This is a genomic window from Isoptericola sp. NPDC019482 (assembly GCF_040632295.1).
In the GTDB taxonomy this organism is placed as follows: domain Bacteria; phylum Actinomycetota; class Actinomycetes; order Actinomycetales; family Cellulomonadaceae; genus Isoptericola.
In genome coordinates, this window is record NZ_JBEYBQ010000027.1 from 24,772 (window position 1) to 48,666 (window position 23,895).

A 23,895-nucleotide genomic window follows, 5' to 3' on the forward strand; every position below is an offset into this window, starting at 1 on the left:
GGAACTCGTACGCGAAACGCCCGATAACGTACGGCATCAGAACCGTCGGCCGGGGTGGCCGGCCCGGTGCACGAACTCAGGAGGGTCCGCATGGCGAGTCCCGCCGACAAGCCGAACATCCGGCAGGTCGCGCAGCTCGCCGGTGTCTCGCACATGACCGTGTCGCGGGTGCTCAACGACCACCCGAACATCCGGGAGGCCACCCGGCGCCGCGTCGAGGAGGCCATCGAGGAGCTCGGCTACCGGCCGAACATGACCGCCCGGGCCCTGGCCACCCAGCGCACCCGCCGCATCGGCGTCCTCGTGGAGAGCGCGGCGACGTTCGGGCCGACCAGCACCCTGTACGCCGTCGAGTCCGCCGCCCGCGCGTCCGGGTACGTGGTGACCTCCGTGCTCCTGCGGGCGGGGGAGGAGATCACCCCCCAGGAAGGGGTCGACCACCTCGTCGCGCAGGGGATCGACGCGCTCTGCGTCGTGGCGCCACGGTCGTCGTCGATCGCCGCGCTGCGCCGCATCGCCGTCGGCGTGCCGGTGCTCGTCGTCAAGCCCGACAAGGACCCGACGTTCCTCACCGTGACCGTCGACCAGCAGGCGGGGACCGTGCTCGCCGTCGACCACCTCGTCTCGCTCGGGCACCGCGACATCCTGCACCTGGCCGGCCCGCTGGACTGGCTCGACGCCCGCACCCGCGAGCGGTCCTTCCACGCCCGGGCGAAGTCGTGGGGTTTGCGCGAACGGCCCATCGTCGTCGGGGACTGGACGGCGGACTTCGCCTACGACTTCGCCCGCGGGATCCGCGAGCTCCCGGAGTACACGGCGATCTTCGCCGCGAACGACGACATGGCGGTGGGCCTCGTGCACGGCCTGCACGACCGCGGTTTCTCCGTGCCCGACGACGTGAGCGTGGTCGGGTTCGACGACATCCCCCTGGCGCGGCACGTCATCCCCCCGCTGACGACCGTGCGGCAGAACTTCCACGCCCTGGGCGTCTCCGTCGTCGACGTCCTGCGGTCCGCGATCGAGGAGCAGGAGATCCCGACGGTCACGAAGATCCCCGCGGAGCTCGTCGCGCGGGCGTCGAGCGCCCCGCCGCGGAAGGTCGGCGGATGACCTCGCGGCCCGGGGTGCCGGCCCCGGTGGTGGAGATGCGCGGGATCACGGTGGAGCGCTCGGGGGTGCGCGTCCTGGACGACGTGGACCTGGTGCTGCGGCCCGGCGAGGTGCACGCGCTCATGGGGGAGAACGGTGCGGGCAAGTCGACGCTCATCGGCGCGCTCACGGGGACCCTGCCGATCCTGGCGGGGACGGTCGTGGTGGACGGCGCCGCGAGCCCGCCGACGAGCGTCGCCCAGAGCCGCGCCGACGGCATCGCGACCGTCTTCCAGGAGACGCACCTGAGCCCGCACCTGACGGTCGCGGAGAACGTCATGATCGGGCACGAGGTGCGCGGCTGGTTCGGCATCGACTGGGGGCGCACGCGGGCGCGGGCGTCGGCGGCGCTCGCCGCGCTGGGGATCGAGGACATCGACCCGCGCGCGCCGCTGTCGGCGCTGTCGCCCGCGACCAAGCAGCTCGTCGCGGTGGCCCGGGCGATCGTCCTCGAGCCGCGCGTGCTCGTGCTGGACGAGCCGACGTCGAGCCTGGACGCGGACGAGGCGGCCCGCCTGCTCGGCGTCGTGCGCCGCCTGTGCGACCAGGGCGTCGCGGTGCTGTTCGTCTCGCACTTCCTCGAGCAGGTCTTCGAGGTGAGCGACCGGATGACGGTGCTGCGGGGCGGCCGGGTCGTCGCGGAGTTCCGGACGGCGGACGTCGAGCGCGCCGAGGTGATCTCCAAGATGCTCGGCGAGGACATCGACGCGCTCCAGGCGCTGCACTCGCAGCGGCTCGCGCACCACTACGCGGCCACGGGCGAGCCGACGCTGCGGGCAGCGGCCCTGGGACGACAGGGCGTGCTCGAGCCGACCGACCTGGAGCTGTCCCGGGGCGAGGTCGTGGGCCTCGCGGGGTTGCGCGGCTCCGGGCGCACCGAGCTGGCCCGGCTGATGAGCGGGGCGGAGCGGGCCGACCGCGGCGAGCTGTGGCTCGACGGCGTCCGGGTGCAGCTGCGCAGCCCGTCCGCCGCCCTGCGCTCGCGGATCGCGATGTCGAGCGAGAACGTGCGGACCGACGGCATCGTCGCGGGGCTCACGGTGCGGGAGAACATCGTCCTGGCGCTGCAGGCGCTGCGCGGCTGGTCGCGGCCGCTGTCGCGCGGCGAGCAGGACGCCGTCGTCGACACCTACCTCGACGCGCTGCACCTGTCGTCCGACGACCTGGACCGTCCGGCCGGCGAGCTGTCCGGTGGCACGCAGCAGAAGGTGCTGCTCGCCCGGCTGCTGGCCACCCGGCCGCACGTCCTCATCCTCGACGAGCCGACGCGTGGCATCGACATCGCCGCCAAGCTCGAGATCCAGCGCCGGGTGGCGCGCCTCGCGGGCGAGGGCGTCGCCGTCGTCTTCATCTCCTCCCAGCTGGAGGAGGTGGTGCGCCTCGCCGACCGCATCGTGGTGCTCAAGGACCGCGAGAAGATCGGCGAGCTGAGCAACGGGCCCGGCGTCACGGTGGACACCATCGTCGAGATGATCGCCGCGGAGCTGGACGAACCCGACCCCGGCGCCTGACCCCCGGCGAGCCCGCCGAGGGGCGTTACGCGATCGTGACGTGGATTCCTGGACGGCCCCTATTGTGACCGGTCACATCTCCGCTATGTTAGCGGTCACACAAGCGTTGCCGGAGGGTCAGAGAAGACCCACGGACCGGGTCCCCCGGTCGGCCGGCGTCTCGAGGAGGAGATCATGAGCAAGAACTTCCGGCGCGCCGGTGCGGCGCTGTTCGTCACGGCGCTCACGGCGGCCTCGCTGGTCGCGTGCAGCAGCGAGCAGGCGCCCCAAGGCGGCGGGGACGGCGGCGGCGAGTCGGCCGCGGCCTCGGACACGATCGTCCTGGGCTTCTCGCAGGTCGGGGCGGAGTCCGGCTGGCGCGCGGCCAACACCAAGTCCATCCAGGACACGCTCACGAAGGAGAACGGCTTCGACCTCAAGTTCTCCGACGCGCAGCAGAAGCAGGAGAACCAGATCCAGGCGATCCGGTCCTACATCCAGCAGCAGGTCGACGTCATCGCGTTCTCGCCCGTCGTCGAGACCGGCTGGGACGCCGTGCTCGAGGAGGCCAAGTCCGCCGGCATCCCGGTGATCCTCACCGACCGGGCCGTCAACTCCGAGGACGACACCCTCTACGAGTCGTTCATCGGATCGGACTTCGTCGAGGAGGGCAAGCGCGCCGGCGAGTGGGCCGTGGAGCAGTACGACGGCGAGGGCTACAAGGCCGTCGAGCTGCAGGGCACCACCGGCGCCGCGCCGATGATCGACCGGCAGCAGGGCTTCGCCGACGCGATCGCGGGCTCGGACATCGAGATGATCGACTCGCAGACCGGCAACTTCACCCGCACCGAGGGCAAGCAGGTGATGGAGGGCTTCCTGCAGAAGTACGACGACATCGACCTGGTCTTCGCCCACAACGACGACATGGGCCTGGGCGCCATCGAGGCGATCGAGGCCGCGGGCAAGGTGCCGGGCAAGGACATCAAGATCATCACGGTCGACGGCGTCAAGGACGGCATGCAGGCGCTCGCCGACGGCAAGATCAACTACATCGTCGAGTGCAACCCGCTGCTCGGCCCGGACCTCGCGGAGATCGCGAAGAAGGTCGTGGCCGGCGAGGCGGTCGAGAAGCGCATCGTCACCCAGGACGAGGCGTTCGACCAGGAGGCCGCGAAGGCCGCGCTGCCGGACCGTCAGTACTGATCGTCGGTACGCTCCACGAGACCCGCGGTGGGTGCGGTGCGGGACGCCCGCGCCGCACCCACCGCGCTCCACGGAAGGTCAAGGATGACGCCATCGGACGCCGGCGACGCCGGCAGCACCCGCGACGCCCGACCCGAGGACGCGCGCCCCGTCGTCGAGATGACCGGGATCTCCATCGAGTTCCCGGGCGTCAAGGCGCTCGATGGCGTGGACCTCCGGCTCCTGCCGGGCGAGGTGCACGCGCTCATGGGCGAGAACGGCGCGGGGAAGTCCACGCTGATCAAGGCGCTCACGGGCGTCTACGGCATCGACTCCGGCGAGATCCTCGTCGACGGCGAGCCGCACCGGTTCTCCGGCCCGGGCGAGGCCCAGGCCGCGGGGATCGCGACCGTGTACCAGGAGGTCAACCTCTGCGAGAACCTCACGGTCGCGGAGAACATCATGCTCGGCAACGAGCCCCGGCGGTTCGGCGCCATCGACTGGCCCCGCACGCGCCGCCGGGCGGCCGAGCACCTCGCCACCATGGGGCTCGACATCGATCCCGCCTCCTCGCTCGGCTCGCACTCGATCGCCGTGCAGCAGCTCGTCGCGATCAGCCGGGCCATGGTGGTGGACGCCAAGGTGCTCATCCTCGACGAGCCGACGTCCAGCCTCGACGCCGACGAGGTCGCGCGGCTCTTCGCCGTCGTGCGCCGGCTGCGCGACCAGGGCGTCGCGATCCTGTTCGTCTCCCACTTCCTCGAGCAGGTCTTCGAGCTCTCCGACCGCATGACCGTGCTCCGCAACGGCGTGCGGGTGGGGGAGTACCGCACGACGGAGATCAGCCGGAGCGAGCTCGTCTCCCGGATGATCGGCCGGTCGATGGAGGTGCTCGAGGACCTGGAGGTCCGCACCGAGCACGCCGTCGACACGGCCCGGGGCAAGCCCTTCGTGCGGGCCGTGGGGCTCGGCCGCCGCGGCTCCGTGCAGGCGTTCGACCTGGACGTGCACGAGGGCGAGGTCGTGGGCCTCGCCGGCCTGCTCGGCTCCGGCCGCACCGAGGTGGCCCGGCTGCTCGCCGGGGCGGACCGGTCCGACACCGGCACGCTGTCCGTCAAGGGCACCGACACCCGGCTGCGCACGCCGCGTGCGGCGATCTCCCGGAAGATCGCGTTCTCGTCCGAGGACCGCAAGGCCGAGGGCGTGGTCGGTGACCTCACCGTGCGCGAGAACATCGTGCTCGGCCTCCAGGCGGAGCGCGGCTGGCTGCGCCCGCTGCCCGGCAAGCAGGTGGACGAGATCGTGCACCGGTACATCGAGGCGCTCAACATCCGGCCCGCCAACCCCGACGCCCTGCTGCGCAACCTCTCGGGCGGCAACCAGCAGAAGGTTCTTCTCGCGCGCTGGCTGGCCACCGCCCCCGAGCTGTTCATCCTCGACGAGCCGACCCGCGGCATCGACGTCGGCGCCAAGGCGGAGATCCAGCGCCTGGTGTCCGACCTCGCCGGGCGCGGCATGGCGGTGCTCTTCATCTCCGCCGAGCTCGAGGAGGTGGTGCGGCTCAGCCACCGCATCGCCGTCATGCGCGACCGGCAGAAGGTCGCCGAGCTGACCAACACCGACACCGTCGGCGTCGACGACGTCGTCGAGCTCATCGCGAGCGGAGGGGACCGCTGATGCCCACATCCCAGGCCGCCGGCGGGTTCGGCGCCGTCGTGCGCCATCACCTGTTCTGGCCCGTGGTCGCGCTGGTGGCGCTGCTCGCCGTCAACACGGCCGTCCGGCCGGGCTTCCTGTCCGTGTCGATCCTCGACGACCACCTCTTCGGGTCGCCGATCGACATCCTGCGCAACTGCGCCCCGCTCATGCTGGTCGCCCTCGGCATGTCGCTCGTGATCGCCACGCGCGGCATCGACCTCTCCGTCGGCGCGGTCGTCGCGATCTCGGGGGCGGTGGCCCTCACCTTCATCGCGGGCGCGCCGGACCCGGCGTCGACGACGACGGTGCTCCTCGCCATCGGGATGGCGCTCGCGCTCGGCCTGGTGCTCGGCGTCTGGAACGGGTTCCTCGTGTCCGTGCTCGGGATCCAGCCGATCATCGCGACGCTCATCCTCATGACCGCCGGCCGCGGCGTCGCGATGCTCATCACCGAGGGGCAGATCACCACGGTCACGAGCGCCCCGTTCAAGATGCTCGGCGCCGGGTACTGGCTCGGGCTCCCGGTCGCGACGCTCGTGGCGTTCGGAGTCTTCGCGCTCGTCGCGCTGCTCGTGCGGCGCACGGCGCTCGGGATGCTCGTCGAGTCGGTCGGCATCAACCCTGCCGCGAGCCGGCTCGCCGGCGTCCGCGCGCGGACCATCGTGTGGACCGTCTTCGCGCTGTCGGGGCTGTTCTCCGCGCTCGCCGGGCTGATCCTGTCGTCCAACGTCATGGCGGCCGACGCGAACAACGCCGGCCTGTTCATCGAGCTGGACGCGATCCTCGCGGTCGTCATCGGCGGCACGTCGCTGGCCGGCGGCAAGTTCTCGCTCTCCGGCACGTTCGTCGGCGTGCTCATCATCGCGACGCTGTCGCTCACGGTGACCAACGTCGGCATCTCGCCGCTCGTGACGCCGCTGTTCAAGGCGCTCGTGGTCGCGGCGGTGACGCTGCTCCAGTCGCCCGCGATGCGACGCAAGCTCTTGGAACGCACACGACGGCGGGGCAGGGCGGCGCCGGTCGCGCCGTCCGACAAGCCCGCGGACGTGTCCACGGACAAGGTGGTGGCCTGATGACGACCCTCGCTTCCCCGCGCCGTGGGGCGCCCAGCCCCGGCGGCGTGCCGTCCGTCGGACGACGCCTGCGCGTCGACCGTCGGTACCTTCCCGTGGTCGGCACGCTCGTGGTGTTCGTGCTGCTGCTGGTCGTGGGCGGCGCGCGCTACGACAACTTCCTGTCCGTGGGCGTGCTCGCGAACCTGTTCATCAACAACGCGTTCCTCATCGTGCTGGCCGTCGGGATGACGTTCGTCATCCTCACCGGCGGCATCGACCTCTCCGTCGGCTCGGTGCTCGCGCTGTCCGGCGTGACGGCGGCCTACCTGCTGCAGTCCGGGGTCCCTGCCGGGGTCGTGATCCCGCTGGTCGTGCTCATCGGCTCGCTGATCGGGCTCCTGGTGGGCGCGATGGTGCACGTCTTCGAGGTGCAGCCGTTCATCGCGACCCTCGCGGCGATGTTCTTCGCCCGCGGCCTGTGCTTCCTCGTGGCGCCGGAGTCGATCCCGATCGACGACCCGTCGTTCGTCGCCCTGGCCTCCTGGGACACCTGGGCCGGCGGGCAGTGGCGGATCACGTCGAGCGTGGTGATCGCGCTGGTCGTGGTGGCGGTGGCGTTCTACCTGCTGCACTACACGCAGTTCGGCCGCACCGTGTACGCCATCGGCGGCGGTGAGCAGTCGGCCAAGCTCATGGGCCTGCCCGTCGCGCGCACCAAGGTGCTGGTGTACGTCATCAGCGGCACCTGCGCCGGCCTCGGCGGCCTGCTGTTCGCCATGTTCTCGCGGTCGGGCTACTCCCTGACCGGCGTCGGCATGGAGCTGGACGCGATCGCGGCCGTCGTCATCGGCGGCACACTGCTCACCGGCGGCACCGGGTTCGTGCTCGGCTCCGTGCTGGGCGTCCTCGTGCTCGGCCTCATCCAGACGATCATCACCTTCGAGGGCACCCTCAGCTCCTGGTGGACCAAGATCGTCATCGGCGCGCTGCTGCTGGTCTTCGTGGTCCTGCAGCGGCTGCTCGCACTGCGGCGCACCTGACCGCACCCGCCCCGGCCCGCCGGCCGACGGTTCTGATCGCGAACGTTCTGCGCCGTTTGGCGTACACGATCAGAACCGTCGGCGGGTCGGGGCGGGCGGCGCACTCCCCGAACCTGTACGACGACGTACTCACCGGAGGTTCTACAACGATGCATACCCCATCCAGATGGTCGTCGCCCCTGGCGGTGGCCCTCGCCCTCGCGCTGCCCGCCACGGCGGCCGCGGCCGTCCCGCCACCGGCGGCCCCCGCCTCCCAGGCAACGGCCACGTCAGCGGTAGGCGCCGGCTATGGCGCCTACGTCTTCCCCTACTTCGCCGGCGAGCAGGACGGCGGCGAGAAGATCTACCTGGCCGTCAGCGAGGCCGACGACCCCACCGCGTGGACCACGCTGAACGGCGGCGAGCCCGTCCTCGAGTCCACTCTCGGCACGCAGGGCCTGCGCGACCCGTTCCTCACCCGCAACCCCGAGACCGGCCGGTACTACCTGCTCGCCACCGACCTGAAGATCGCGGGCGGCGGGAACTTCGGCGACGCCCAGGAGACCGGCAGCCGGTCGATGATGGTCTGGTCGTCGGACGACCTGGTCCACTGGTCCGACCAGCAGCAGGTCGAGGTCGCGCCCCCGAACGCCGGCAACCTCTGGGCCCCCGAGGCCACGTGGGACCCCGAGACAGGGCAGTTCGTCGTCTACTGGGCGTCCGCGCTGTACCCGGACGACGTCGCCCCCGAGGACCGCGACATCGCGACGTCGTACCAGCGGATGCTGTCCGCCACGACGCCCGACTTCTCCGCGGGCAGCTTCTCCGAGCCGCAGGTGTGGATCGACGAGAAGCGCGGCGCGGGACTCGGCATGATCGACTCGACCGTCGCGGTCGAGGACGGTACCTACTACCGGTTCACCAAGGACGAGGCGGACATGACGGTCCGCGAGGAGTCGTCCGACGACCTGTCCCGCACGCAGGGCGTGACCGACGGCGACGGGTGGGACCTCGTGGCCGAGCACGTCGGCGTGGGCGAGCCGAACCCCTGGGGCGGCGAGTTCACCGCGGGGGAGGGGCCGACGGTCTTCCCGTCCCTCACCGACGACTCCTGGTTCATGATGATCGACCAGCCGTCGTACCACGGCGGCCAGGGGTACATGCTGTTCCGCACCGACGACCTGGCGAGCGGGGACTGGACCTCGGTGCCCGACGCCGAGCTGCCGAGCCACCCGCGGCACGGCACCGTGCTTCCCATCACCACGGCGGAGCAGCAGGCGCTGCTCGAGGCGTATCCGGAGGGCGAGCCGGAGGTCGTCGAGCAGAAGCTGACCATCGACTCGGCCGCCGACCGCACCGAGATGAGCGACGACCTGTACGGCGTCTTCTACGAGGACATCAACTACGCCGCCGACGGCGGCCTGTACGCCGAGCTGGTGCGCAACCGGTCGTTCGAGTTCGACGCGTCCGACAACGCGAGCTTCACCGGGCTGACCGGCTGGGAGCGGACGGGCGGCGGCGAGGTCGCCGTCGAGTCCGCGCGCGGCGAGTGGCTCAACGACAGCAACCGGCACTACCTCACCGTGACCTCCGACGGCACCACCGGCGTCGCGAACTCCTCGTACAACGAGGGCGTCGCGCTCGATGAGGGAGCGTCGTACGACTTCTCCGTGTGGGCGCGGTCCGACGTCGCGCAGGACGTCACGGCGACCCTCGTCTCCGCCGACGGCGCGACGACGTACGGGACGGCGACGGTCGCCGTCGACGGCTCCGACGAGTGGGCGCAGTACACGGCGACGGTGACAGCCTCCGCGACGACGAACGCCGCGCGGCTGCGGGTGTCCTCGGGGGCCGAGAGCATGCTGCGCCTCGACATGGTGTCGCTGTTCCCGCAGGACACGTGGGTCGGGCCCGTCAACGGCAAGAGCACCCTGCGCAAGGACCTCGCCGAGAAGGTCGCGGAGCTCGACCCGAGTTTCCTGCGCTTCCCCGGCGGCTGCGTCACCAACGTCGGCACGTTCGACTCGTACCTCGAGTCCGACGGCCAGGACCGGCAGCGGACGTACCAGTGGAAGGAGACCATCGGCCCCGTCGAGGAGCGCCCGACCAACTGGAACTTCTGGGGCTACAACCAGTCGTACGGCATCGGCTATCTCGAGTACCTCGAGTTCGCCGAGGACCTCGGCGCCTTCGCGCTGCCCGTCGTGTCGGTGGGCGCCAACGGCTGCGGGTCGCGCATCCCGGAGATGACCGACGACCAGCGCCCGCGCTGGATCCAGGACACCCTCGACCTCATCGAGTTCGCCACCGGCTCCACCGACACCGAGTGGGGCGCCAAGCGTGCCGAGCTCGGCCACCCGGAGCCGTTCGACCTGCCGTACATCGGCCTGGGGAACGAGGAGAACACCCCGAAGTTCCAGGAGAACTTCCCGGCCTTCCGCGACGCCATCGAGGCGGAGTACCCGGACATCACGGTGATCTCCAACTCCGGGCCCGACGACGCCGGCACCCGCTTCGACGAGCTCTGGGACTTCAACCGCGAGCAGGGCGTCGCGATGGTCGACGAGCACTACTACAACGACCCGTCGTGGTTCCTGCAGAACTCCGAGCGGTACGACTCGTACGACCGGAACGGTCCGCACGTCTTCCTGGGCGAGTACGCGTCGAAGGGGAACACGTTCGGCAACGCGCTCGCGGAGGCCGCGTACATGACGGGGCTGGAGCGCAACTCCGACGTCGTCGAACTGGCCTCGTACGCGCCGATGTTCGCCAACGAGGACTACGCGCAGTGGTCGCCGGACATGATGTGGTTCGACAACGACGAGTCGTGGGGCTCGGTGAACTACTACACCCAGCAGATGTTCATGACGAACGCCGGCGACCAGGTGGTCCCGTCCGAGCTCGGCGACGGGCCCGACGTCGTCCCGCAGGACGTCGACGGCGGCGTCTTCCTGTCCACCTGGGCCACGCAGGCGCAGTACGACGACGTGCAGGTCACGGACAACGCCAGCGGCGAGGTCCTGTTCTCCGACACGTTCGACGACGCGTCGCAGTGGGAGGCTCAGCGCGGCACCTGGTCCGTGGCGGACGGGCGCTACGTGCAGTCGAACGCCACCGTCGAGGACGCGCGCGCCGTCATCACGGGCGCGTACGACAAGGACTGGAAGAACTACACGATGGAGGTCACCGCCCGGAAGACCGGCGGGGCGGAGGGCTTCCTCGTCGGGTTCGGCGCGAGCGCGAGCGACGACTTCTACTGGTGGAACCTGGGCGGCTGGGGCAACACCCGGTCCGTGCTGGAAAGGGCCGACGGCGCGCGCCAGGGCGAGGTCGCCGCGGCGGAGTCGTTCACGCCGCTGGAGAACGGTCGTGACTACCGGATCAAGGTCGTCGTCGAGGGGCGCACCATCGAGATGTACCTCGACGGCGAGCTCCAGCTGACCTACACGGAGCCCGTGACCAAGTCGCTGTTCCAGGTCGTGACGCACGACGAGGAGACCGGCGAGCTCGTGGCCAAGGTGGTCAACGTCGGCGACGCCGTGGCGCGCACCGACGTCGAGGTCACGGGCGGCTTCGAGCCTGCCGCGACGGCGACCGTCACCGAGATGACGGCCGACCCGGCGGCGACCAACACCAAGACGCGACCCGAGCGCGTCATGCCGGTTGACCGGACGTTCGAGGGGGCCGGGACGTCGTTCACCTACGACTTCCCGGCGCACTCGATCACGTTCCTGCGGCTCGCCGAGGCGGAGGCGCCCCAGGTGCCCGCGTGGGACGCCGGCACGACCTACACCGCCGGCGAGCTCGTCACGCACGACGGCTCGGTGTGGGAGGCGGCCTGGTGGACACGCGACCAGGCGCCGGGGGAGTCCGACTGGGGCCCGTGGCAGGAGATCGCCGAGACCGCCGACGGCACCGCGGTGTGGACGCCGTCGCGGATCTTCGACGCCGGTGACGTCGTCGAGCACGAGGGCCGGATCTACACCGCGAGGTGGTGGACCAGGAACCAGGAGCCGGGCGACCGCCACGGTCCCTGGAAGCCCACGAGCTGACCCCGTCCCCACCGAGCTGTCAGGGCCACGCGCAGGTATTCCTGCACGTGGCCCTGACGCCTCGCGGACGCGCAAACGATGCAAGAAACGCAAGCCGCTTGCGTGGTCGCGTGTACAGTCGGGAGCATGTCGAGACGACTGGCCGACGTGGCCGCGAAGGTGGGGGTCAGCGAGGCGACGGTCAGCCGGGTGCTCAACGGCAAGCCCGGGGTGTCGCAGGCGACGCGCGACGCGGTGCTCACCGCGCTCGACGTGCTGGGCTACGAGCGGCCCACCAAGCTGCGCGGCGACCGGCCCCGGCTCGTCGGGCTGGTGCTGCCCGAGCTGGCGAACCCGATCTTCCCCGCGTTCGCGGAGGTGGTGGGCGGCGCGCTGGCGCAGCAGGGGTACACGCCCGTGCTGTGCACGCGCACCGCGGGCGGCATCTCCGAGGCGGAGTACATCGACCTGCTGCTGGGCCAGCAGGTGTCGGGGGTCATCTTCGCGGGCGGCTTCTACGCCGAGCGCGACGCCGACCATGCGCACTACGAGCGGCTCCAGGCGCTGAACCTGCCGGTCGTGCTCATCAACGCGTCGATCGAGAGCCTGGACTTCCCGCACGTCTCGTGCGACGACCTGGTCGCGACGCACCAGGCGCTGGAGCACCTGGTGTCCATGGGGCACACGCGCATCGGGCTGCTGCTGGGCCCGCGCGACCACGTCCCGTCCGAGCGCAAGCTCGAGGCCGCACGCGCGTACGCGCGGCGGCACGGCGTCGAGCTCCCCGACGAGCTCGTCGTGCACAGCCAGTACTCGCTCGAGAGCGGCCAGGCCTCGACGGGTCGCCTGCTCGACGCCGGCGCGACGGCGATCCTGTGCGCGTCCGACCCGCTCGCGCTCGGCGCGGTCCGCGCGGTGCGGCGTGCGGGGCTCGAGGTGCCGCGCGACGTCTCGGTGGTGGGCTACGACGACTCCGCGCTGATGAACTCCACCGACCCGGCGCTCACCACCGTGCGGCAGCCGATCGACGCCATGGGCCGCGCGGCGGTCGACATCCTGGCCAGCATGATCGCGGGCGCCACGGTGTCGCGCGACGAGCTGCTCTTCGAACCGGAGCTCGTCGTGCGGCGCTCGACGGCGGCGGCCCCGCGCGCCGCGGGCTGACACCCGCACCCCTCCCTCCCGACGGCCGGTCGGGCGACCCTTGTCGCCCGGCCGGCCGTTCCTGCGCGCGGATCTGGTCGTCGCTGATGTCGCAGTTCGATAACGCTGTTGTCAAGTTCTTGCGCGCTATGAGTCGTCTGATTACTGTCCTGCTCATCGACGCGACGACGCGGAAGGAGCTCATCGGTGAGCAACGGGCAGGACGCCGAGTGGTGGCGCAGCGCGGTGATCTACCAGGTCTACCCGCGCTCGTTCGCCGACGGGAACGGCGACGGCACGGGCGACCTGGCCGGGGTGCGCAGCCGCCTCGGGTACCTGCGGGACCTCGGCGTCGACGCGCTGTGGTTCACCCCCTGGTACGTGTCGCCGCTGGCGGACGGCGGGTACGACGTCGCCGACTACCGCGCCATCGACCCGCAGTTCGGCACGCTCGCCGAGGCGGAGGCGCTCATCGCGGAGGCCCGCGAGGTCGGCATCCGCACGATCGTCGACGTCGTGCCCAACCACGTCTCCGCCGAGCACCCGTGGTTCCGCGCGGCGCTGGCCGCCGGTCCCGGCTCGCCCGAGCGGGAGCGGTTCTGGTTCCGACCCGGGCGAGGGGAGGGCGGCGACGAGCTGCCCACCCGCTGGGTCTCGGACTTCCAGGGCACCACCTGGACCCGCACGACGAACTCGGACGGCACGGCCGGCGAGTGGTACCTGCACCTGTTCGCCCCGTCGCAGCCCGACCTCAACTGGGACCACCCCGACGTGCGTCGTGAGCACGAGGAGATCCTGCGCTTCTGGTTCGACCGGGGCGCCGCGGGTATCCGCATCGACTCGGCCGCGCTGCTGGTCAAGGACCCGGCCCTGCCCGAGGTGCCCGAGCATCCGGGGCCGGGGGAGCATCCGCACGTGGACCGCGACGGGCTGCACGACGTCTACCGGTCCTGGCGGGCCCTGGCCGACTCCTACGCCGAGCCGCGCGTGCTGGTCGGCGAGGTCTGGCTGCCGGACACCGAGAGGTTCACGCGGTTCCTGCGTCCCGACGAGATGCACACGGCGTTCAACTTCGACTTCATGGCCCGCCCGTGGGACGCGAAGGCGCTGCGCGAGTCGATCACCACGACCCTCGACGCGCACGCGCCCGTCGGGGCGCCCGCCACCTGGGTGCTGTCCAACCACGACGTCACCCGCCCGGTGACGCGCTACGGGCGGGCGGACTCGTCGTTCGCGTTCGCCGCCAAGCGGTTCGGCACCCCGACCGACCTGGACCTCGGGCGCCGGCGGGCCCGCGCCGCGGCCCTGCTCGTGGCCGCCCTGCCGGGGGCGCTGTACGTCTATCAGGGCGACGAGCTCGGCCTCCCGGAGGTCGAGGACCTGCCGCACGAACTCCTCCAGGACCCGATGCACGACCGGTCCGGCGGCGTCGACCCGGGCCGGGACGGCTGCCGCGTGCCCCTGCCCTGGACCCGCGCCGGCACCTCGCTCGGCTTCGGCCCCGACGACGGGGCGCCGCCCTGGCTGCCGCAGCCGGCGGCGTGGGGCGGCCTGTCGGTCGAGGCGCAGGACGCGGACCCGGCGTCGACGCTCGCCCTGTACCGCCGGGCGCTCGCGGCCCGCCGCGCCGAGCCGGCCCTGCACCACGGCGGCCTGCGCTGGCTCGACGCCGTCGGTGACGTCCCGGTAGGCGACGACGTCCTCGCCTTCGCCCGCGACGGCGACCCGGAACGGGCCGGTGTCGACGGTCTGGTGTGCGTCGTCAACCTCGGGCCCGAGCCCGTCCCCCTGCCCACCGGCGCCGACGTCGTGCTGCACAGCGCCGATCCCCGCGAGCCGCTCGAGCGGGTCGCCACCGACGTCGCCCTCTGGCTCCGACCGTGAACCGGCCCGCCTGAACCCACCTGCCCGCACCGACCAGCTGCACCACCGCGATTCCTTCGCCGGTGACCTCGACAAGGGAGTGACGATGAAGTCCACACGAAAGCCGGCCGCGCTCGTCCTGGTGGGCGCGCTCACGACGGGGGCGCTCGCCGCGTGCTCCGGCGGCGGCGACCCGCAGGACGAGAGCACCAACTCGGCGGGGCAGGTCACCCTCTCGGTGGTCTCCCTGCTGCCCGGGTCCACGGAGGAGGCGGTCGCCGCCTTCGAGGACCAGGTCGCGGAGTTCGAGAAGGCGAACCCCGACATCGACGTGCAGCCCGAGGAGTACGAGTGGAAGGCGACGACGTTCGCCGCCCAGCTCGCGGGCGGCACTCTGCCCGACGTCTTCGAGATCCCGTTCACCGACGCCCAGGGCCTGGTGGAGAACGGCCAGCTCGCCGACATGGACGCGCAGTTCCGCGCCCTGCCGTACGCCGAGCAGTTCAACCCGACGATCCTCGAGGCCGGCACGGGCGAGGACGGACACGTGTACGCGATCCCGGCGAAGAACGCCTACCCGGTCGCCCTGCACTACAACCGCCAGCTCTTCGAGTCGGCCGGCCTCGACCCCGACAGCCCGCCGACCACCTGGGACCAGGTGCGCGAGTACGCGAAGAAGATCGCCGACGCCAACCCCGGCGTCGCCGGCTACGCGACGATGACGCAGAACAACACGGGCGGTTGGCAGCTCACCGCGCAGACCGTCGCGCGCGGAGGCCGCACCGTCGAGACCGACGCGGACCAGAAGGCCACGGCGACCCTCGACAACCCGGGCACCAAGGAGACCCTCCAGTTCCTCCACGACCTGCGGTGGACGGACAGCTCCATGGGCGGCAACTTCCTGCTCGACTGGGGCAGCATCAACCAGGAGTTCGCGGCCGGCCAGGTGGGCATGTTCACCTCGGGCTCCGACATCTACACCTCGCTGGTGCAGACCAACGCCGTCGACCCGGACACCTACGGCCTCGCGCCGATCCCGCTGTCCGACGCCCCCGAGGCGGCCACGCTCACCGGTGGCACCCTCGCGGGGGTCCCGGCGAACGTGGACGACGGCGTCAAGGACGCCGCGATCAAGTGGATCGACTTCTTCTACCTGAACAAGCTGGTCGACGAGGACCGCGCCGTCGCCGACGCCGAGACCCTCGCCAAGAACGACCAGCCTGTGGGCACGCCCGTCCTGCCGATGTTCTCGAAGGAGCAGTACGAGCTGAACCAGGAGTGGATCGCGGACTACGTCAACGTGCCGCTCGCCCAGATGACGGCGTTCACCGACGCGATGTTCGACCTGCCGCTGGCTGGCGAGCCGTCGCAGAAGACGCAGGAGGTGTACGCGCTCCTCGACCCGGTCGTGCAGGCGGTGCTCACGGACGAGGGCGCCGACATCGACGCCCTTCTCGCCGACGCGAACACGCAGGCCCAGGCGCTGCTCGACCAGGGCTGACAGTGACCGTCACGACCACCTCGTCCCGCTCATCGTCACGCGGCGGCGTCGCCGCACCCGCGCGGGCGGCCGGTGCCGGCCGCCCGCGTCGGGGCCCGGCCACGTGGCTGCGCGGGGGCGGGCTGCACAGCCTCGTCTTCCTGCTGCCGCTGCTGGTGATCTTCGGCGTCTTCTCGTGGTTCCCGATCGTGCGCGCCGTGATCATGAGCGTGCAGGAGACGAACCTCGTCACCGACCCGACGTTCGTCGGGCTGGACAACTTCCGGCACGTGCTGGCCGACCCGCTGCTGTGGAAGGCCGTGAAGAACACCCTGTACTTCGCGTTCCTGGCCCTGCTGTTCGGCTACCCGGTGCCCCTGGTCGCCGCGGTGCTCATGCGCGAGGTGCGCCGCGGCCGGGGCCTGTACTCGGCGCTCGCGTACCTGCCGGTCGTCGTGCCGCCCGTGGTCGCCGTCCTGCTGTGGAAGTTCTTCTACAAGGGCGGCCCGACCGGGGTGTTCAACACGATCCTCGGCTGGGTGGGGCTCGGCCCGTACCCGTGGCTGCAGGACGCGTCGTGGGCCATGCCGTCCCTCGTGCTCGCCGCGACCTGGGCCGGCGCCGGCGGCACCGTGATCATCTACCTGGCGGCCCTCACGAGCGTGCCCGCCGAGCTGTACGACGCCTCCGAGGTGGACGGCGCCGGCCTGTGGCGCAAGATCTGGCACGTCACGTTGCCGCAGCTGCGCGGGGTCCTGTTCATCACGCTGATCCTGCAGGTCATCGGCACGGCGCAGGTGTTCCTGGAGCCGTACCTGTTCACCGGCGGCGGCCCCAACAACGCCACCGTGACGGTGCTGCTGCTCATCTACCGGTACGCGTTCCAGAACAGCCTCGGCGGCGACTACGGCGCCGCGACCGCGCTGTCGCTGATGCTCGCAGCGGTCCTCGCCGTCTTCTCCGTCCTCTACTTCCGGCTCACCCGGTCCTGGAGCACGTCATGACGCTCTCGCCCACCGCACGTCCCGCCCGGGTGCGCGCCGCGCGCCGTCGCACCACCCGGTCCGACGACGGCGACCGCGGCGCCCTGTCCGCACCCGACTGGCGTCGCCCCGCGGTCCGCTGGGGGATGGGCGGCACGCACGTGCTGCTGCTCGTGCTGCTCGTGGTCGTCGGGCTCGGCCCGATGCTGCTGCTGGCGAAGTACGCGGTCACCCCGACGCAGGACATCCTGCGCACGCCGATGGCGGTGTTCCCGCACGGCATCGCGTGGGAGAACCTCGAGCGGGCCTGGAACGACGTCCAGGTCAGCCGCTACTTCCTCAACACGGTGTGGCTGGCCCTCGGGTCGTGGGCCGTGCAGCTCGTGGTCGCGACGACGGGCGGCTACGCCCTGTCGGTGCTGCGTCCGCGCTACGGCAAGGTCGTCCAGGCGCTCGTCCTGTCGACGATGTTCGTGCCCGCCGTCGTGCTGCTCGTGCCGCTGTACCTGACGATCCTCGACCCGCCGCTGCTGGGCCGGTCCCTGGTCGACAGCTTCTGGGCCGTGTGGCTGCCGGCCGGCGCGAGCGCGTTCAACGTGCTGCTGGTGCAGCGGTTCTTCGACAACCTGCCGCGCGAGGTGTTCGAGGCCGCGCGGGTCGACGGCGCCGGGCCGTACCGTCTGTTCTGGTCGATCGTGCTGCCGATGTCGAAGCCGATCCTCGGCGTCGTGTCCGTGTTCGCCGTCATCGCGGCCTGGAAGGACTTCCTGTGGCCGCTGCTGGTGCTCAAGGACCCGGCGATCCAGCCGCTGTCCGTACGCCTTCCGGCGATCGAGGCGTCCACCGAGCTGGGTGTCTTCCTGGCGGCGCTCGCGATCTCGACCGTGCTGCCGGTGGCGATGTTCCTCGTCTTCCAGCGGCTGTTCCTGCGGGGCGCCGGGCTGGGGGGAGCGGTCAAGGGCTGACGGTTCACCCGCTGTGTCGTTGACGCCTGGATCGTCCGAATGCTGGTATATGCGCAGATCTGATAGGTGAGCAGATCAGCGACTCCCGGAGGAACGACGTGACCCAGCTCGACCCGACGACCGACACCCCGGGGCCCGCCCGGCGCACGGTGCGCTACCGCGGGCGGCACCTGCCGATGGTCGCGGTCGTCGTCGCCGCGACCATCGCGACCGCCCTGGCGTACAGCGGCATGGTGCTGTTCGGCCTGGAGGTCGCGGGCATGTCGCCGGCCGAGGCCTACGCGCTGGCCGGGTTCCTCGAGGTCAGCCTCGTCGCCGTCGCCCTCATGGCGCGCAACGCCGCGCTCGAGGGCCGGCCGTACGGCGTCCTGCTCACCCTCACGTGGATCCTGTCGGGCACGTCCGGCATGTTCGCGGCGCTGCACGAGATCGCCGTGCCGGACGCGAGCACCCCGTACATGGTCGCGTTCCGGTTCGTGCCGCCGCTGGTCGCCGCCCTCATGTGGCACCTCGCGCTGGTGGGCGAGCGCCATCTCGTCACCGGGCACACGCTCGACGAGCGCCGCCGCGAGCACCGCGTGCACCAGTACGTCACCGCGCTCGAGCTGTGGCGCGACGCGCGCCTCGACAGCACCGGGAACCACGCGGGCATGCGCAAGGTGCGGACGGCGCACAGCCGCCAGCGGGCCGCGCGCGACGCCGCGCTGAAGCTGCTCACGGTCGAGGACTTCGAGCGGCGCATGCAGGTCTGGGTGGAGCGGCTCGAGGCCGCCGAGCGGCACGGCAACCGCCTCGACCTCATCGGCGCCAGCTCCGTCGAGCGCGGCGTCGCCCGCGGTGCGGCCGCACCGGGCCCGCGCGTCCTGCCGGCGCCCGCCGCGCCGTCGCCCGCGCAGGCGGCCCCGGAACCGGCCGACCCCGAGCCGGTCGTCACCACGACGGCGGTGCAGGGCGCCGCGGGCGGCTCGTTCGTCGACGACGCCTTCGCGGACGACCTCCAGGCGGCGCTCACGGGCGCGACGCCCGTCGTCGACGAGGCCGGGCGTCGTGACGGTGCGGTGGACGGCGTGGTGGACGGCGTGGTGGACGACGTGGTCGACGACGCCGTGGTGCAGGCCTGGTTCGACGACGTCGACGAGGACCTGGGGCCGGACCCGGCGGCCGACCCCGCCGAGCGCGCCGGTGGCGCTGGTGGCACCGGGGACGGTGACGCGCCGGAGCTCCGGCCCGCCGACGTCGAGGTGGACAGCGGGCTGCCAGGCACGAGCGAGCCGCTGCCGGAGACGGGCCACACCCGCCGGGTCGAGGTGTTCGACCTGCTGCGGCAGTCGGACCCGGCGCTGGGCGGCGCGCTCGCGCAGCGGTCCGCGTTCCTCACGGCCCACGGCACCTCGCCGGACGGGGGCGCCACGGATGACACCACGGTCGACTCCCCGGTCGACGCGTCCCCGCCTGCTGCGCCGCAAGCGCCCACAGTCGTGGCGGAGGAGCCACCGGCCACGACGGCCGACGAGCAGCCCGAGGACCGGGGCGACCGCGACCGGCGGATCGTCGAGCTCGCCGACGACGGTCTCACGCACCGGGAGATCGCCGAGCGCTTCGACGTGTCGCGCGCGACGGTGAGCCGCGTCGTGAGGCGGCACGCCACCGTCTGAGTCCTGTCGGGCGCCGGTCAGCGCAGCGCGGCCAGCATCGCGCCGACGGTCGCGGCGGCCAGCGCGATCAGCACCAGCGTGGGCAGGCGCTGCCGGAACCGTCGTCTCATCCTCGCCCCCGGTCCGGACCGCTGCGATCCTCGTCGTCGTCCCGCTCGTCGTCCTGCCGGTCCTCGAGCTCGTCCTGCTCCTCGTCTCGCTGGTCCTCGAGCTCCTCGCGCTCGTCCTCGGACGGCGGGCCGGAGGCGGAGAACCAGGCGAAGCCGCCGACGCCGGCGACCAGCGCGACGGCGAGGCCCTCGACGACGTCGCGTCGCGACGGTCCCGGACCGTCCGGAGCGGCGGCGTCGGGCGCGGCGCGGGGACCCGTCACGCGACACCGCCGGTGAGGTACCAGAGGGCCGAGGTGGACCAGACGAGGGCGAGGAGCGCGACGACGAGGCCGCCGAGGACGGGCAGCACGACCGGCGGTAGGCCGCGCACCCGCAGGGCGAGCATCTTGACCGTGAACGCGCCGTAGAACAGGCAGCCGGCGACGGAGTGCGCCAGCACCCGCGCGGGCTCGTCCTCCAGCCCGATCGACCAGACGCACGCGAAGGCGACCGGCAGCGTCAGCCCGAACGCGGCCACCCCGCTCCACCGGTGCAGGAGGCCGACCCATCCGGGGGCCTCCCGGACGCCGGGCAGCCTGCCGTACATCGCCAGCGCGGAGGCGAGCTGGACCAGGAGCAGCGCGACGGCGCCGGTGGACAGCCACGCCTTCATCGCCAGCAAGTCGGTGAACCACAGCGTCAGCAGCGGTGCGCCGTCACCCGGGTGCGCGTCCGCGTACGCGCCGAACGCGGCCGCGACGGCCACGCCCGCCGCCGTCGCGGCGGCCAGCGCCCAGCGCCACGACGCGCGGGGGACCGCGGGGGACTCGCCCATGTCAGCACAGTGCCCGGTCCTCCCCGCGCTGGCCATCGGGACCGTCCACGACGAGATCGAGGCACCCGTCGCGAGATCGACCCTCTGAGCGTCGATCTCGCGACGGATACCTCGATCTCGCGGGGGCTCAGACGCGGGCGAACGTCCCGCCGAACGCGGTCCACGACTCCGGCGCGAGGCGCACGCGCGTGGTGCCGGCGTCTCCCGTCGTGGCGACCGACGCGACGTCGACGACGGACCAGCAGGCCTCGGCGACCTTCGCGGCGTGCTCCGGGCCCTCGACGGCGGGCTCGTGGTCCGCGACCATCTGCCAGCCCTCGGCCAGGTCGAGCGCGGCGCCGACGTGGGCCAGCTCCACCTCGACCACCCGGTCGGACCGGTTGGTGAGGAACAGGCCGAGCGTGCCGTCGTCGTCCACCGTCGCGGCGGCCGTGACGACGGGCGCCGCGCCGTGCCGCGCGGTGTCGTACGACGGCGCGTCGACCCGCACGTCGAGCGCGGTGCCGCGGGCGAGGCGCGACGTCGTCGCGAACGGGTGGAAGGTGGGCTGGCGCCACGCCTCGCCGCCCGGGGCGGTCATGATCGGCGCGATGACGTTGACGAGCTGCGCGAGGCACGCCACCGGCACGCGGTCGGCGTGGTTGAGCAGCGTGACCATGAGGTCGCCGACGACGACGGCGTCGAGACCGGAGTAGACGTCCTCGATGATGCGCGGGGCGTCGCGCTGGATCGGCAGGTTCTCCTCGCCGGGGAAGCGGGTCTCGAGGTACCAGACGTTCCACTCGTCGAAGCTGATGGTGATCTTCTTGTCGCTGCGGCGCTCGGCGCCGACGGCGTCCGCGGACGCGACGACGCGGTCGATGAAGCGGTCCATGGCGGTGCCCGACGCGAGGAAGGACGCGCGGTCGCCGCCGACCTCCTCGTAGTAGGCGTGCATGGAGATGTGGTCCACCAGGTCGTACGTGTACGACAGGACGGTGCGCTCCCACTCGCCGAACGTGGGCATCTGCATCGACGAGGAGCCGCACACGATCAGGGAGATCGACGGGTCGACGAGCTTCATGGCCTTGCCGGCCTCGGCGGCGAGCTTGCCGTACTCGTGGGCGTCCTTGTGCCCGATCTGCCACGGGCCGTCCATCTCGTTGCCGAGGCACCAGAGCGTGACGCCGTAGGGCTTCTCGCGGCCGTTGGCGATGCGCAGGTCGGCCCAGCGGGTGCCGGCCTCGCCGTTGCAGTACTCGACCAGGGCGGCGGCGGCGGCGACGCCGCGGGTGCCGAGGTTGACCGCCATCATCGGCTCGACGCCCTCGCGCTCGGCCCACTGGAGGAACTCGTCGGTGCCGACGAGGTTCGGCTCGACGGTGCGCCACGCCAGGTCGAGGAACGGCTTGCGCTGCTCGACCGGGCCGACGGCGTCCTCCCACACGTAGTTGGAGACGAAGTTGCCGCCCGGGTAGCGCACCATGGGCACGCCGAGCTCGTGGACCAGGTCGGCGACGTCGCGGCGGAAGCCGTGCTCGTCGGCCGTCGGGTGGCCCGGCTCGAAGATGCCGGTGTACACGGCGCGGCCGAGATGCTCGACGAACGAGCCGAACAGGCGGCGGTCGACGGCGCCGCGGCGGAAGTCGGGGTGCAGGGTGACGCGGGCGCCTGCGGAGGCGCCGGGGGCGTCGTCGGGAGCGGCGGGGGCGGGGCGGGCATCGGTGTGGGGAGCCGTCATGGGTCTCACGTTCCTCGTCGAAGTGGGCGATGGTGAAGCCACCGTGTACAACGATGTAGAGTCAACCACGGTCGCCGCGCGCGGCACCAATCGGCCCAGGATGATCTGGGTCCGGACGACTCGAGGAGGAATCGGCAATGCGCAGAGGCTTGCGACGCGCCGTGGCGGCGACGGCCGCCGGCCTGGCCGGCCTGTCGCTCGCGGCGTGCGCGCCCGGGGACGACGCCGGCTCGGCGAACAACACGAGCTGCACCAACGAGATCGCCGAGCCCGACGCCACCCGCGTCACGCTCTGGGCCTGGTATCCCGCCGTCGAGCAGATCGTCGACACGTTCAACGCCCAGCACGACGACGTCCAGATCTGCTGGACCAACGCGGGCCAGGGCGCCGACGAGTACGGCAAGTTCTCCACCGCCCTCGAGGCGGGCACCGGCGCCCCCGACGTCATCCAGCTCGAGTCCGAGATCCTGCCGACCTACACGATCCTCGACGGCCTCGCCGACCTCGCGCCCTACGGCGCCGCCGACCTGGAGGACCAGTTCCCGGCGGGCGCCTGGTCCGACGTCTCCTCCGGCGGCTCGGTGTTCGCCGTCCCCGTCGACGGCGGCCCCGTCGGCATGCTCTACCGGGCCGACATCTTCGAGAAGTACGGCGTCGAGCCGCCCACCACCTGGGACGAGTTCGCCCAGGCCGCGCAGGACCTGCGCGATGCCGGCTACGACGGCTACATCACCAACTACGCCACGAACGGCGGCGCGTTCAACTACGCGCTGTTCGCGCAGGCCGGCTGGGCGCCGTTCGCCTACGACCCCGCCCAGCGCGACCAGATCGGCATCGACGTCGACACCCCCGAGGCGCGCCACGTCCTGTCCTACTGGGAGGACCTCATCGACCGCGGCCTCGTGTCCAGCGACGACGCGTTCACCAGTGACTACAACACGTCCCTGGTGGACGGCACCTACGCCGTCTACATCGCCGCCGCGTGGGGCCCCGGCTACCTCGAGGGCCTGTCGGACGCCGACTCCGGCGCCGAGTGGAAGGCCGCGCCGCTGCCGCAGTGGGACCCGGCGAACCCGGTGCAGGTCAACCAGGGCGGCTCGGCGCTCGCGGTCACCTCGCAGGCCGCGGACCCCGAGGCGGCCGCCACCGTCGCGATGGAGCTGTTCGACGACGAGGAGACGTGGAAGATCGGCGTCGAGGACGCCGGCCTGTTCCCGCTGTGGAACCTCGCGCTCGACGCGCCGTGGTTCACCGACCGCCGCTACCCGTTCTTCGGCGGCCAGCAGGTCAACCGCGACGTCTTCCTCGACGCCGCCGCGCAGTACCCGGGCTTCACGTTCAGCCCGTTCCAGGTGTACGCGTACGACCGCCAGACCATGGCCCTCTACGACATGGTCGAGGGCGACTCGACCGCCGCCGACGCGCTGGCGACCATCCAGGACAGCCTGGTGCGCTACGCCGAGCAGCAGGGGTTCACGGTCCGATGACGCGCACAGGATCGACTAGCACAGGATCGACTAGCACAGGGTCGACAG

Annotated in this window: 17 protein-coding genes; 14 read left to right on the top strand and 3 right to left on the bottom strand. The window is 71.9% G+C overall.

All coding sequences use genetic code 11. The features are described from left to right. The first annotated feature begins 90 nt into the window (after window positions 1-90). The 13 genes from ABZ493_RS16005 (at window position 91) to ABZ493_RS16065 (ending at window position 19,713) form a co-directional block, all read left to right on the top strand. Window positions 91-1,110 (top strand): LacI family DNA-binding transcriptional regulator, encoded by a 1,020-nt coding sequence (locus ABZ493_RS16005; protein ID WP_430583137.1) that lies wholly within the window; start codon window positions 91-93, stop codon window positions 1,108-1,110. Further along, window positions 1,107-2,660 (top strand): sugar ABC transporter ATP-binding protein, encoded by a 1,554-nt coding sequence (locus tag ABZ493_RS16010; protein ID WP_430583138.1) that lies wholly within the window; start codon window positions 1,107-1,109, stop codon window positions 2,658-2,660. The genes ABZ493_RS16005 and ABZ493_RS16010 overlap by 4 nt, the downstream gene beginning before the upstream one ends. 174 nt (window positions 2,661-2,834) lie before the next feature. Beyond that, on the top strand, window positions 2,835-3,842 hold the full coding sequence (locus ABZ493_RS16015) for an ABC transporter substrate-binding protein (protein WP_430583139.1): 1,008 nt from the start codon (window positions 2,835-2,837) through the stop codon (window positions 3,840-3,842). Window positions 3,843-4,001: 159 nt separating this feature from the next. Next, window positions 4,002-5,498: a sugar ABC transporter ATP-binding protein gene (locus ABZ493_RS16020; RefSeq protein ID WP_430583163.1), complete on the top strand. Its 1,497-nt coding sequence runs from the start codon at window positions 4,002-4,004 to the stop codon at window positions 5,496-5,498. After that, the gene (locus ABZ493_RS16025; RefSeq protein ID WP_430583140.1) at window positions 5,498-6,592 is read left to right on the top strand and encodes an ABC transporter permease; all 1,095 of its coding nucleotides are present in this window, start codon (window positions 5,498-5,500) and stop codon (window positions 6,590-6,592) included. The genes ABZ493_RS16020 and ABZ493_RS16025 overlap by 1 nt, the downstream gene beginning before the upstream one ends. Continuing rightward, window positions 6,592-7,614 (top strand): galactofuranose ABC transporter, permease protein YjfF, encoded by a 1,023-nt coding sequence (gene yjfF, locus ABZ493_RS16030; RefSeq protein ID WP_430583141.1) that lies wholly within the window; start codon window positions 6,592-6,594, stop codon window positions 7,612-7,614. Before ABZ493_RS16025 ends, yjfF begins: the two co-directional genes overlap by 1 nt. 149 nt (window positions 7,615-7,763) lie before the next feature. Continuing rightward, a complete protein-coding gene (locus ABZ493_RS16035; RefSeq protein WP_430583142.1) occupies window positions 7,764-11,645 on the top strand; it encodes an alpha-L-arabinofuranosidase C-terminal domain-containing protein in 3,882 nt (1,293 codons plus the stop codon). A gap of 126 nt (window positions 11,646-11,771) precedes the next feature. Then, a complete protein-coding gene (locus ABZ493_RS16040; protein ID WP_430583143.1) occupies window positions 11,772-12,788 on the top strand; it encodes a LacI family DNA-binding transcriptional regulator in 1,017 nt (338 codons plus the stop codon). Window positions 12,789-12,974: 186 nt separating this feature from the next. After that, window positions 12,975-14,651 carry a glycoside hydrolase family 13 protein gene (locus tag ABZ493_RS16045; RefSeq protein ID WP_430583144.1) on the top strand — a complete coding sequence of 559 codons (1,677 nt, stop codon included), beginning with the start codon at window positions 12,975-12,977 and terminating at the stop codon, window positions 14,649-14,651. A gap of 85 nt (window positions 14,652-14,736) precedes the next feature. Continuing rightward, window positions 14,737-16,131: an extracellular solute-binding protein gene (locus tag ABZ493_RS16050; RefSeq protein WP_430583145.1), complete on the top strand. Its 1,395-nt coding sequence runs from the start codon at window positions 14,737-14,739 to the stop codon at window positions 16,129-16,131. 107 nt (window positions 16,132-16,238) lie between these two features. Beyond that, window positions 16,239-17,114, top strand: coding sequence for a sugar ABC transporter permease (locus ABZ493_RS16055; protein ID WP_430583164.1), 876 nt, complete (start codon window positions 16,239-16,241; stop codon window positions 17,112-17,114). After that, entirely contained in the window at window positions 17,111-18,058 is a 948-nt protein-coding gene (locus tag ABZ493_RS16060) for a carbohydrate ABC transporter permease (RefSeq protein WP_430583146.1), read from the top strand. Before ABZ493_RS16055 ends, ABZ493_RS16060 begins: the two co-directional genes overlap by 4 nt. Window positions 18,059-18,156: 98 nt before the next feature. Next, window positions 18,157-19,713, top strand: coding sequence for a helix-turn-helix domain-containing protein (locus ABZ493_RS16065; RefSeq protein ID WP_430583147.1), 1,557 nt, complete (start codon window positions 18,157-18,159; stop codon window positions 19,711-19,713). Between the two features lie 106 nt (window positions 19,714-19,819). Here ABZ493_RS16065 and ABZ493_RS16070 read toward each other — a convergent pair whose 3' ends face one another. The 3 genes from ABZ493_RS16070 to ABZ493_RS16080 all read right to left on the bottom strand — a co-directional run bounded on the left by ABZ493_RS16070 (window position 19,820) and on the right by ABZ493_RS16080 (window position 22,360). Continuing rightward, the gene (locus tag ABZ493_RS16070; RefSeq protein WP_430583148.1) at window positions 19,820-20,086 is read right to left on the bottom strand and encodes a hypothetical protein; all 267 of its coding nucleotides are present in this window, start codon (window positions 20,084-20,086) and stop codon (window positions 19,820-19,822) included. Next, window positions 20,083-20,640, bottom strand: coding sequence for a DUF6529 family protein (locus ABZ493_RS16075; protein WP_430583149.1), 558 nt, complete (start codon window positions 20,638-20,640; stop codon window positions 20,083-20,085). The genes ABZ493_RS16070 and ABZ493_RS16075 overlap by 4 nt, the downstream gene beginning before the upstream one ends. Window positions 20,641-20,767: 127 nt before the next feature. Beyond that, on the bottom strand, window positions 20,768-22,360 hold the full coding sequence (locus ABZ493_RS16080) for an alpha-L-arabinofuranosidase C-terminal domain-containing protein (protein ID WP_430583150.1): 1,593 nt from the start codon (window positions 22,358-22,360) through the stop codon (window positions 20,768-20,770). A 137-nt stretch (window positions 22,361-22,497) separates the two neighbouring features. Between ABZ493_RS16080 and ABZ493_RS16085 the strand changes: the two genes are divergently transcribed. Then, window positions 22,498-23,847, top strand: a complete 1,350-nt coding sequence (locus tag ABZ493_RS16085) for an extracellular solute-binding protein (RefSeq protein WP_430583151.1) — start codon at window positions 22,498-22,500, stop codon at window positions 23,845-23,847. Window positions 23,848-23,895: the final 48 nt, after the last annotated feature.